The sequence below is a fragment of the Paenibacillus sp. 2TAF8 genome (assembly GCF_052114825.1).
Taxonomy (GTDB): domain Bacteria; phylum Bacillota; class Bacilli; order Paenibacillales; family Paenibacillaceae; genus Paenibacillus.
Genome location: NZ_JBFRFN010000005.1, coordinates 257,404 through 269,451, shown reverse-complemented (window position 1 = coordinate 269,451; position 12,048 = coordinate 257,404). Strand labels below are relative to the sequence as shown.

At 45.3% G+C, this 12,048-nt stretch carries 11 protein-coding genes; 10 read left to right on the top strand and 1 reads right to left on the bottom strand.

Annotated features, from left to right (window positions below; all coding sequences use genetic code 11):
* Positions 1-97 precede the first annotated feature (97 nt).
* From AB4Z30_RS10065 to AB4Z30_RS10030, 8 genes are all read left to right on the top strand, one after another.
* Complete coding sequence (locus AB4Z30_RS10065) at positions 98-787, top strand: response regulator transcription factor (protein WP_441925791.1); 690 nt, start codon at positions 98-100, stop codon at positions 785-787.
* A gap of 1 nt (position 788) precedes the next feature.
* Positions 789-2,249 (top strand): sensor histidine kinase, encoded by a 1,461-nt coding sequence (locus AB4Z30_RS10060; protein ID WP_441925789.1) that lies wholly within the window; start codon positions 789-791, stop codon positions 2,247-2,249.
* A 67-nt stretch (positions 2,250-2,316) separates the two neighbouring features.
* Positions 2,317-3,270 (top strand): 4-hydroxy-3-methylbut-2-enyl diphosphate reductase, encoded by a 954-nt coding sequence (locus AB4Z30_RS10055; protein ID WP_441925787.1) that lies wholly within the window; start codon positions 2,317-2,319, stop codon positions 3,268-3,270.
* Between the two features lie 295 nt (positions 3,271-3,565).
* Positions 3,566-4,630, top strand: coding sequence for a 3-deoxy-7-phosphoheptulonate synthase (gene aroF / locus AB4Z30_RS10050; RefSeq protein ID WP_441925785.1), 1,065 nt, complete (start codon positions 3,566-3,568; stop codon positions 4,628-4,630).
* 413 nt (positions 4,631-5,043) lie between these two features.
* Complete coding sequence (gene glnA, locus AB4Z30_RS10045; RefSeq protein WP_090919896.1) at positions 5,044-6,468, top strand: type I glutamate--ammonia ligase; 1,425 nt, start codon at positions 5,044-5,046, stop codon at positions 6,466-6,468.
* Between the two features lie 234 nt (positions 6,469-6,702).
* Complete coding sequence (gene serC, locus AB4Z30_RS10040) at positions 6,703-7,791, top strand: 3-phosphoserine/phosphohydroxythreonine transaminase (RefSeq protein WP_441925782.1); 1,089 nt, start codon at positions 6,703-6,705, stop codon at positions 7,789-7,791.
* Between the two features lie 162 nt (positions 7,792-7,953).
* Positions 7,954-8,418, top strand: a complete 465-nt coding sequence (trmL, locus tag AB4Z30_RS10035; RefSeq protein ID WP_441925780.1) for a tRNA (uridine(34)/cytosine(34)/5-carboxymethylaminomethyluridine(34)-2'-O)-methyltransferase TrmL — start codon at positions 7,954-7,956, stop codon at positions 8,416-8,418.
* A 170-nt stretch (positions 8,419-8,588) separates the two neighbouring features.
* Positions 8,589-8,834 carry an AbrB/MazE/SpoVT family DNA-binding domain-containing protein gene (locus AB4Z30_RS10030; protein WP_090919903.1) on the top strand — a complete coding sequence of 82 codons (246 nt, stop codon included), beginning with the start codon at positions 8,589-8,591 and terminating at the stop codon, positions 8,832-8,834.
* A gap of 67 nt (positions 8,835-8,901) precedes the next feature.
* Here the strand turns inward: AB4Z30_RS10030 and AB4Z30_RS10025 are convergent, their stop codons facing one another.
* Positions 8,902-9,813, bottom strand: coding sequence for a serine hydrolase domain-containing protein (locus tag AB4Z30_RS10025; RefSeq protein ID WP_441925777.1), 912 nt, complete (start codon positions 9,811-9,813; stop codon positions 8,902-8,904).
* Between the two features lie 481 nt (positions 9,814-10,294).
* Here AB4Z30_RS10025 and AB4Z30_RS10020 point away from each other — a divergent pair, with 481 nt between their 5' ends.
* Both AB4Z30_RS10020 and AB4Z30_RS10015 read left to right on the top strand, forming a co-directional pair.
* Positions 10,295-11,059 (top strand): alpha/beta hydrolase, encoded by a 765-nt coding sequence (locus AB4Z30_RS10020; RefSeq protein ID WP_441925775.1) that lies wholly within the window; start codon positions 10,295-10,297, stop codon positions 11,057-11,059.
* Between the two features lie 11 nt (positions 11,060-11,070).
* The gene (locus tag AB4Z30_RS10015; protein ID WP_441925773.1) at positions 11,071-12,030 is read left to right on the top strand and encodes an ABC transporter permease; all 960 of its coding nucleotides are present in this window, start codon (positions 11,071-11,073) and stop codon (positions 12,028-12,030) included.
* Positions 12,031-12,048 lie beyond the last annotated feature (18 nt).

Below are 12,048 nucleotides of genomic sequence, written 5' to 3'. Positions count from 1 at the left end.
TTTGCACAGTTTCTCTAGTATGGATTATGGAGAAGATGCGAATCGGGCTTTGGCCTGTTACAATGGGGAGACTACGATAGGGTAAAGGAGAAAGACCATGCGCTCAACGATTTTAATTGTAGATGATGATGAGAAAATTGTTTCTATGCTGCGCCGAGGCCTGGCATTTGAAGGATATGAGGTACAGACAGCTTCCAACGGAGCAGAAGGCCTTAGCAAGCTGATGGATAAGGAGCCGGACATTGTAGTGCTCGATGTGATGATGCCGCAGATTGATGGTTTTGAGGTGTGCCGTAGATTGAGGGAAGCAGGGAGTAAAGTTCCCGTGCTGATGCTTACTGCGAAGGATGAGGTTCAGAGCCGGGTGACCGGACTGGATACCGGTGCTGACGATTATTTGGTGAAGCCGTTTGCACTGGAAGAATTGCTCGCACGTGTCCGTGCTCTGCTACGTCGCAAAGCGGATATCTCCAACGTGACAGACAATCGCCTGATATATGAAGATATCATTCTGGATAATGATTCACGCGAAGTGCTCCGAGATGGCAAACGTCTTGAGTTGACAGCAAAAGAGTTTGAATTGCTTAATCTTTTTATGCAAAATCCGAGACGGGTACTCTCTCGTGACCTCATTATGGATAAAATATGGGGATACGACTATAGCGGAGAGTCCAATGTGCTAGAGGTTTATATCGCGATGCTTAGACAGAAAACAGAAGAACATGGTGGCAAACGTCTCATCCAGACGATCCGGGGAGCCGGCTACATTTTGAGAGGTGACTCGTAACATGTCCATTCGGTTAAGACTAACCGCATGGTATTCGGGTATTCTGGCAGCCGTGCTGATCTTTTGGGGTGTGGTGATTTATGCGTTTGTCTATTTTAATACGTACAACGAGGTGGAACAGCAGTTAAGAGAAAAGAGCTTGAGGATTACGGAGCAGATAGGCGTTAATCCGTTATCACAGACGCTTGACCTGGAACCTTTTGCAGAGAGTCAGCTTCAAGAAGCACAAATCTATATTCAGTTGGTCGATTATCAGAGTGGATCATATAAGCGTTCTGACAATTTAGGCAAATCTGGAATTACTTTTCCGATTGCCAAGATCCAGAATATACGTGAAGAAATAGGAATTAGTAAAATGGTTGTGGATGGTATTCCTTTTCTCGTTAACCAGCAGGCGTTGTCTCTTAAGGGAACGAATGATATCAGGGGACTGCTGCAAGTAGGGGCAAATGTCAGTTCACAGGAGCGTTTGTTGGAGGCATTACGGAATATCCTGGTATTTGGATGGCTTGTAGCTATGGCGCTTGCCATTACATCCGGTTTGATTCTGGCCCGCAAGTCCATGCGGCCGCTGGTTAATGTGATTGATGCCGCTAATCAGATACAGTCTGGAGACGATCTTAGTGTGCGTATTCAGTATTCGGGGCCTAAGGATGAGATTGGCCGTCTGATTGAAACGGTGAATAACATGCTGGAGCGTACCGAGCTGTCTTTCCGTGGACTGGAAGAGACGAATGCAGCGCAGCGACGTTTCGTATCCGATGCTTCTCACGAGCTGCGGACGCCACTGACTACAATTCGAGGAAATGTGGATTTCCTAAAGAAGCTGTGGGATCAAGATGGCAATGATCGGTCGAATCTGGATGAAGAAACGATCAAGCAAATGACTCTCGAAGCAATTGAGGATATGGCTGATGAAGGCAAACGTATGAGTCGTCTGATCAGCGATATGTTATCACTTGCGAGAGCGGATACAGGTCAGAAAATCGAGCTTAATCCTATTCCGCTGCAGATTCTGGTGCAGGAAGTGGCACGCAGAGCCCAATTTCTGGATCGTCAGGCCGACTGGCTTCCGGGTGATCTGTCGATTCTAAACGGTATTTATGTAAACGGAAGCAAAGATTATCTGCAACAAGTCTTGTTTATTTTTATCGAGAATGCCTTTAAATACACACCGGAGGGCTCGGTTACGCTAGATGCTCTGTTATACAAAGGGCAGGTTGGACTGCGGATCAGCGATACCGGTATTGGCATGGAACGGGACGAGGTACCGTTTATCTTCGACCGATTCTACCGGGCCGACGAATCCCGCGGAGCAACGCCAGGTATTGGACTTGGATTATCTATCGCCAAATGGATCATCGAGGAGCATAATGGCTCTGTTGAAGTCGTGACGAGACGCGGAGAAGGAACCACTTTTATTATCTGGCTGCCTGTAGTCTTTGCCCCGCCTATCGAATAAAGGTATAATAAACAGAGACTGCAATTACATCGGCTATACTGCCGAAAAGAAAGCGGGTGGCAACCAAGTGGAAGTACTGCGAATTTCACCGCGGGGATATTGTTACGGAGTTGTGGACGCCATGGTGCTTGCGCGTCAGGCGGCACGCAACCTGGATTTACCACGGCCTATTTATATATTAGGTATGATTGTGCATAACAAACATGTGACGGATTCCTTTGAAGATGAGGGCATCATTACACTGGACGGCCCTAATCGGATGGAGATTCTGAATCAGGTGGAGAGCGGCACGATCATTTTCACGGCACACGGTGTCTCACCGGAGGTACGCAAGCTGGCTCGGGAGAAAGGACTTACCACAGTGGATGCAACCTGTCCGGATGTAACGAAGACTCATGATCTGATCCGGGAGAAGACGGCTGAAGGTTATGAAATTATCTACATCGGTAAGAAAAATCACCCGGAACCGGAGGGTGCGATTGGTGTTGCGCCAGACCGTGTACATCTGATTGAGAAGGAAGAAGAGATTGAAGGTCTGAACGTGCCCGCAGGCAAAATTTTGATTACCAATCAGACGACAATGAGTCAGTGGGACATCAAACACATTATGAGCCGATTGCTGGAGAAGTTCCCAGGAGCTGAAATTCATAATGAGATTTGTCTCGCTACACAGGTGCGTCAAGAAGCGGTAGCTGAGCAAGCCGGGCAGTCTGACCTCGTCATTGTTGTGGGTGATCCTCGCAGCAACAACTCGAACCGTCTGGCTCAAGTATCAGAGGAAATTGCGGGTGTGACGGCATACCGTGTATCAGACGTATCTGAGATTCAACAGGACTGGTTGAAAGGTGTGCAGAAGGTGGCTGTAACGTCTGGCGCTTCAACACCGACACCAATTACCAAGGAAGTTATTCAATATCTGGAGCAGTATGAGCATGATCAGCCGGAAACGTGGGAAATCAAACGTACCGTGAACATGAGTAAATTGCTGCCTCCGGTCAGAGAGAAGACACGTACCACATAATTCTAAAAATTAAATAGTTCCAATAGAAAGATAGGAAACATCCTGTATTGCATATCCGCTTTTTGGATATGGCGTAGCGGGATGTTTTTTTGTCTATATTTTGCCTGAAGGGGAGAGAGCGGCATAAATATCACTTCTTGACGATAGGAAGAAACTGTGCTATATTTACTTTAGTGATTAAAAGCTTAAAAGCGAACAAGCGTTTAAGCGCGACAGAGTTTTGGGGTTTTAGAAATCAGACATCAGACGCACGAAGTAAACGAGTGCTCTTATACAAGGAAGGATGGGAAAATTTATGATCGTAATTGCAGGCAAAGCTACCTCGGAGGACCAAATTCAGGATATCGTTAGTGTGATTGAAAAGGAAGGGCTCCAAGCACATGTATCCCGTGGAGAGGATCGCACGATCATTGGATTGATCGGTAAAGTGGAACCTAAGATGCAAGAGCACCTTCGCCAAATGAAGGGCGTGGAGAATGTGGTGAAAATCTCGAAATCTTACAAACTGGCAAGTCGTGACTTCCATCCGGAAGATACGGTTATTTCCATCAAAGGTGTAGATATTGGCGGAAAAGAGCTTGTCGTTATGGGGGGGCCTTGTGCCGTTGAATCCGCTGCACAGATTGATGAGATTGCAGGACTCGTGAAAGCAGCTGGGGGGCAAGTGCTTCGTGGAGGTGCCTTCAAGCCGCGTACAGGTCCTTACAGCTTCCAAGGAACGGGCGTAGAAGGCTTGATCATGATGGCAGAAGCAGGTCAGAAGCATGACTTGCTCACGATTACGGAAGTCATGACGCCTGAATACGTAGATATTTGCGCAGAGTATGCGGATATTCTACAGGTGGGTACACGTAACATGCAGAACTTCGACTTGTTACGCAAGTTGGGTGAGTGCGGCAAACCGGTATTGTTAAAGCGCGGATTCAGTGCGACATACGATGAATTGCTTAATGCAGCGGAGTATATTCTTGCTGGTGGTAATCCGAATGTGATGCTGTGTGAACGCGGTATTCGTACGTTTGAACAATACACTCGTAATACACTTGATCTGTCGGCTATCCCTGTTCTGCAGTCCCTAAGCCATCTGCCAGTCATTTCTGACCCGAGCCATGGTACAGGACGCCGTGAACTGGTAGAACCGATGACCAAAGCCTCGGTAGCCGCAGGAGCTAACGGTTTGATTATTGAGATGCATACAGATCCCGATAACTCTATGACTGGAGACGGTGTGCAGTCTTTGTTCCCTGACCAGTTTGCTAACCTGCTACAAGATCTGGAGAAACTAGCTCCGATTGTGGGCAAAACATTTAATACGGCTAAACAGCCTGCTGCATTTTTTCCGGCACGAGTAGGCGTATAAATTACGTAGATAGTGGGATTTAAAAGTCAAAACCGGACCTCTACTCCAAATTTGTTCCTTGTGAACAATTTGGGTAGATGTCCGGTTTTTCGTCTATTTTGAACATATGAACATATTTATTATCAAAGGTGATAAGAAACATTTATGATGTTACGTTTTTTCCATTATTTAGGGTATTTTAGGGGTTGCTTTACCGCATTAAACCAGTCAAATGCTAATCAATAACGTTGTTATGTGAAATTTAGCATATTATAAAATGTAAGTATACCTAACATGCTCGCAAAAAATACCTTACATAAGTATTGACGATGTTATGTTTCAGAATTTATAATGACGACAGAAAAAAATTCGAATATATAGACATTTTCTTCGTGGGGTTGTTTAATGTTCGGAATATTTGGGAGGACGAATACATGTCGGTTGAAAACGTATTGAAATCAATTCAAGAGAACAACATCGAGTGGGTAGATTTTCGTTTTGTAGATTTGGCTGGTCGTGCGCATCATATCTCTTTGCCAGCTTCGGCTGTTGATGCAGACACGTTCGTAAATGGAGTAGCGTTTGATGGTTCTTCTATCCAAGGTTTCCGTGGTATTGAAGAGTCCGATATGGTTATGATGCCAGATCCTGAAGCGACTTATGTCGATCCGTTCACTGCACACCCTACATTGAATGTTATGTGTGACATTTTCACACCGGATGGCGAGCGTTATGAGCGTGACCCACGCAGCATCGCAGTTAAAGCTGAAGCTTTCCTGAAAGAGAGCGGCGTAGGTACTGCAGCGTTCTTCGCACCAGAGTCCGAGTTCTTCATCTTTGACGATGTTCGTTATGAGAGCGGCACGAACAGCTCTTCTTATTTCGTAGATTCCGAAGAAGCATCATGGAACACAAATCGCAAAGAAGAAGGCGGCAACCTGGGCTTTAAAGTTCGTACTAAAGGTGGATATGTTCCAGTAGCTCCAGTGGATACTCAACAAGATATCCGCAGCGAAATGTGTCGTTTGTTGGAAGAAGCCGGTTTGTCCATCGAGCGTCATCACCATGAAGTGGCAACTGCCGGTCAAGCTGAAATCAACTTCCGTTTTGATACGTTGAAGAAAACAGCAGATAACCTGCTTGTATACAAATACATCGTTCACAACACGGCACGTCAATATGGCAAAGTAGCAACATTCATGCCAAAACCATTGTTTGGTGATAACGGAAGCGGAATGCACGTTCACCAATCCATCTTCGATGGCGATTCCCCATTGTTCTATGACAAAGGTGGCTATGCTAACCTGAGTGAAATGGCTCTGCACTACATCGGAGGTATCTTGTACCATGCTCCAGCACTGATCGCTTTGACGAACCCAAGCACGAACTCGTTCAAACGTTTGGTTCCTGGTTATGAAGCACCGGTTAACTTGGTTTACTCCAAAGGTAATCGTTCCGCAGCTGTGCGTATCCCGGTAGCGGCTGTAACTCCTAAAGGCTGCCGTATCGAGTTCCGTACACCGGACTCCACAGCTAACCCTTACTTGGCATTCTCTGCAATGTTGATGGCCGGTTTGGACGGAATTAAACGCAAAATCAACCCAACTGAGCTTGGATACGGTCCACTGGACAAAAACATCTATGACCTGTCTGATGCAGATAAAGAAAACATCCGCAGTGTACCTGCTTCCCTCGAAGAAGCATTGGATGCTCTCGCAGCTGATAACGAGTTCCTGACTGAAGGCGGCGTATTCACTAAAGAATTCATCGATAACTACATCAACCTCAAACGTGATGAAGCTAAAGCTGTTGCAATCCGCATTCATCCGCATGAGTACAGCCTCTACTTCGACTGCTAATCGGTCGGAGGGGAACCGAAGTTGTTCTAGCTTAAAGCCTCCGGGATTCGCTCTCGGAGGCTTTTCCTTGAAACAAACAGTGCAGTGCTTTAACTTTTTAGGGTGATAAAGGAATTTGATGGCTTTTAACGCGTTTTCAGTGCATATTCCCCTTGAAGCGGTCAGGGAATACTGATATCATAGCGATAATATTTACTTCATATGTCAGTTAAGGATGGAAAGGGTGGGGATTTCGTGACAAAGAGAGCGTATAACTTTAATGCAGGACCAGCAGCGTTGCCACTAGAAGTATTGGAGCGTGCTCAGGCGGAATTTGTAGATTTTCGTAATACAGGCATGTCGATTATGGAGATGTCTCACCGTGGGGCCGTGTACGAGTCCGTACATAATGAAGCTCAGGAGCGTTTGCTGTCACTGCTGGGTAATCCGAAAGGCTATAAAGTTCTTTTCTTGCAAGGCGGTGCAAGCACACAGTTTGCGATGTTGCCGATGAACCTGCTTGGGGCAGGTCAGACAGCTAGTTACATCATGACAGGCAGCTGGGCCAAAAAGGCTCTGTCTGAAGCGAAGTTAATTGGTGAGACTCATATCTCCGCTTCTTCGGAATCTGATAAATTCATGAAATTACCGGATGTTTCGAATCTGAGTTTGCCTGAACGTACGGCTTATGTACACGTAACTTCAAACGAAACAATTGAAGGTACGCAGTTCAAGACTTTCCCTGATACCGGATCGGTACCGCTCATTGCAGATATGTCCAGTGATATTTTCTGCAAACCGTTTGATCTGAATCAGTTTGGTATGATTTATGCAGGTGCACAGAAAAACCTCGGTCCTTCGGGAATTACCGTTGTTATTGCGCGCGAGGAATTGGTGAGTGAATCTCCGAAGACCATTCCAACCATGTTCCGTTACAGCACTCATGTAGATAACAATTCCCTATATAATACACCACCATCCTTCTCGGTATATATGGTGAACGAAGTGTTGAAATGGATTGAAGAACAAGGCGGTCTGGCTGGTGTGGAACAAAAGAATATCAAAAAAGCGGAATTACTTTACAATACGATTGATTCCTCAGGTGATTTCTACCGTGGCTGCGTTGCGTCAGAAGACCGCTCGTTGATGAATGTGACGTTCAGGCTTGCTTCTGAGGAACTGGAAAAGAAATTCATTAAAGCTTCAGAGCAGGAAGGTTTTGTAGGTCTGAAAGGGCATCGCAGTGTAGGGGGGCTTCGTGCTTCAATCTATAACGCAGCCCCATACGAGAGCGTTAAGGCGCTTACCGACTTTATGAACCATTTCCAGCAGACAAACGGATAACTTTATTTTCAAAAAAAAGAAGAAATATAGCAGCAGTGAGGCTTGGATGAGCTGTGCTTCTGCTGTGGCAAAGCCTTCCACATTGACGTGTGGAGGGCTTTTCTTTAAAATTAGAGGATTGTTGTATACATGTACATGAAATAAAAAGGAGATCAAACACATATGGCATTACACATCGTTCTTGTTGAACCGGAGATCCCGGCTAACACGGGGAACATCTCGCGTACTTGTGCGGCGACTGGCACTCATCTTCATCTTGTGCGTCCTCTGGGATTTAGAACAGATGATGCGACTTTGAAGCGTGCTGGACTCGACTACTGGCATGCGGTTCACATCGAATATCATGATTCATTTGACGAGGTTCAGGAGAAGTATCCGGACGGACGTTTTTTCTACGCAACAACGAAAGCTAAAAACCGGTATTCGGATTTCGAATTTCAGGATGGAGATTTTCTCGTGTTTGGTAAAGAAACGAAAGGACTCCCGCCTGAATTAATTGCTGCTAATCCAGAAACATGTATGAAAATGCCGATGAGCGGAGATGTTCGTTCATTAAATCTTTCCAATTCAGCAGCGATTATTGTATACGAAGCACTGCGTCAGCTAAATTTTCCAGGACTGGATTAGGGAATCGCATCTTAAAAAGACGGTTAGAATTCGCTAAAAAAACATTTTTCAAAAAAAAGGACAAAAAATGTTTATTTCCAGCAGGATTCGACAAAATTTTGGCGAATCTATAGATATAGTACTAATGTACCTAGAAATTCAGAGTGAGATAGGAGAGGTGTGCCGTAGCTATGAAGCCAGCTGGAGTAGTTCGCAAAGTTGACCAATTGGGTAGGATCGTATTGCCTAAATCTTTGCGCAAAAGGTATCAAATGAATGAGGGAGATCCTGTAGAAATTTTAGTTCAAGGGGATCATATTATCTTGGAAAGATATCGCCCGAAATGTATTTTCTGCGGATCAATGGAAGATGTCAATGACTTTAAAGAGCGTTACATATGCGCACAATGCTTAGAAGAAATGACCCAGCTTTCATAAAAAGTAGCAAAAAAAAACGCCATGGATTCTATAAACTCCATGGCGTTTTTTGCATCTTTATTTATCGTTAAGCAAGTATAGGCAAGATCTGCTCCCAGACAGCGTTCAGAATACCTTGCATATTCTCTTCCTCACTGTTGATACTGATGACAGTCTCTTTGTAAGGGAGGACAATGCAGAATTGACCATGAGCTCCATCAGCTCGATAAGCATCATGCGAGCACATCCAGAACTGATACCCATAGCCTTGTCCCCAATCCCCATCTCCGCTAGTCTCAATCTGTTTACGAGTAGCTGCTCTAATCCACTCAGCTGGAACCAGCTGTTGGTTATTCCAGCGACCTTCTTGAAGTAAGAACTGACCAAATCGGCTTAATTCCTCGTTACTCAGCCACAAACCTGCACATCCCAGAGTAACGCCGAGCGGAGAAGTCTCCCATTCTATATCAAGCATACCGAGTGGTTCAAAAAGACGTGGAATGAGGTAATCTTTTACTGTCTGACCAATAGCCTCTTGCAACATGGCCGAAATCATAAACGTATCCCCACTACTGTATGTGAACTGCTCTCCTGGCCTTCGATCCAGTGGTAGAGACATATAGTGTTTTCCCCAGTCCTTTTCCTGTAATGAAGCTCGTTCGTCCGCCCAAAGAGGAGGGGAATCATGTCCCGAAGTCATTCGAAGCAGATCTCGCAGTGTAAGCTCTCGCGGAGAAGGGAATTGTGTGGGATATAGCTGTACTTGATCATAAGGGAAGTAGTCGCCTAATGTGTCATCTAACCGAATAATTCCTTCCTGAACGGCCAACCCAACCGCCATGCAGGTGAAGGATTTACTTACAGAATGTTGCACGCGCCGGCGATCCCCGTCTGGATGCCACTCATCCAGAAGTAGTCCGTTCTGTTGTACACGTACAGAGTGTACAAGAAGTTCCTCTGCTGTGATTTTATCTATGAATCCTTTAAGCTGTTCGGACATGATAACCCTCCAGTTTCAGGCTTGTATCTGAATGAATTCAGGTTGGTGAAACGTTTCCGTAATCTGATTACAAAATTAGAACCCATGTTAGTATATTCTTAGTTTAATGTCAATTCAGGTGTAATAATGAATGAGTAAACCTTATTTTATTCGCAAAAAAAGTGTCTTTGGAATCAAAAATGAAACAACCAGGTCACTTTTTTGATAAAAAAACGCGAAAAATGTAAAAAGGTTATTGACAGGATTTACTCATCGGGCTTATGATTTATTCGAAACGATTCGAAGAAATCGCTTCCAAGTAAAACGTTGATATTTAAGCTTCAAGTAAATCAATGTTGAGTGTTTTTGAAACGATTCGAGAGAATCGTTTCGATAACAAAAGGTAGTTAAGGGGAGCAAGCTGAGGGTAAAAGTTACGGCACACAGAGAAAGAAAAAACAAACCGCAGTTAAGAGCAACAAAGATGAAAGGGGTTACGATCATGGCGCACATTACTATCGAAACCGGATCGCCCACATTATGCATGAACACCAGCATACACGTGGTGTCCAGTGACTCCGGAGAGACTTCAGGCGGTACACTATATCTGCTTCATGGGGCGGGAGACAATGCGAGTACGTGGCAACGTCTGACCACAATTGAGATGTATGCAGCCCAATACGGTTGTACTGTCATCATGCCGGAAGCTAATCGCAGTTATTACACCGATATGGAATACGGCCTGAATTACTTCCACTACATCACTAAGGAATTACCCGAAATATGTGAGAGATTGCTGAAACTGAATTCCGATCCAGCCAAAACATTTGTTGCCGGTTTGTCCATGGGTGGATACGGAGCGTTGAAATGTGGGCTGACCTATCCTGAGCAGTACAGCAAAGTGGTGTCCTTATCCGGTGTAACGAATATTCAGGCACGTCTTCGTGATCCTCATATGCCAGAAGGCATGATCAAGGAAATGAAAGCGGTTTTTGGGGAACGTTTACAGGTTAAGGCTGAACAGGATATTTACGCATTGTCAGCCAGACTTCTGGAGCAGGGAAAGTCCTTGCCGAAGATTCTGAGTTGCTGCGGAGATCATGATCCTTTCGTGGAAATGAACCGGGAGTATGCCGAGTACATGCAGGGAACTGCATTTGATTTTCGGTATGTCGAGACACCTGGCACACATGAATGGAGATTTTGGGAGCAACATCTGAAAACGATGTTTGATTTTCTTTATAACGACAACACCATAGTAGAGTGAGGAGATGCAAATTGAAACCTGCAGCCGAAGGACCTAACAAAAAGCTGAAGGCAAACACGAGAGGCAAGTCGCTCTGGACTGAAGTCTGGAAGCATCGGATGACGTACACCCTGCTTGTTCCGGGACTAGTCTGGTTGATCTTGTTTGCCTACATGCCAATGGGTGGCTTGTCATTGGCATTCAAAGATTACAAGGCGAACCTTGGAATCTGGGGAAGTCCATGGAGCGGATTTGAAAATTTCAAATACGTTTTCCGTGATCCAACCTTTATTGATGCCGTATGGCGGACGCTTTACATTAACATTCTGAAACTGATCATTCAGTTCCCGTTCCCGATTATTCTGGCACTGTTGCTGAATGAGCTGCGGATGCGCAGAGGGAAAAAGTGGTTCCAGACCGTCCTGACTTTCCCGCACTTCCTATCCTGGATCATCGTATCCGGCGTAGTCATCAATGTGCTTGCCTATGACGGACTAGTGAACAGTGCACTTGGATTACTTGGTTTGCCAACGATTAATTTCTTGGGTTCGGAATCCAACTTTGTTCCCATGTTGCTGCTGACTGACATCTGGAAATCGAGCGGTTGGGGCGCAATTATCTTCCTGGCAGCAATCTCCGGTATCGATCAGGATCAATATGAATCTGCACAGATTGATGGTGCATCCCGGATGCAGCAGATGTTCCGCATTACACTGCCAAACATTATGCCAACGATCACGGTTATGTTTATTTTGTCGGTGGGCGGATTGATGTCCTCCGGTTTCGACCAGATCTTCAACTTGGCGAATGCGGCAACGAAAAATGTATCTGAAGTACTCGATGTATATATTTATCGGATTACGTTCCAATCATCAACCGACTTTTCATTCTCGACAGCGGTCAGCTTGTTCCGTTCCCTGGTGAATATGGTGCTGCTACTTCTGGCCGACAGATTTGCCAAATGGCTTGGTGGAGACGGTTTATTCCGATAAGAGAGGAGGAGAAGTGAG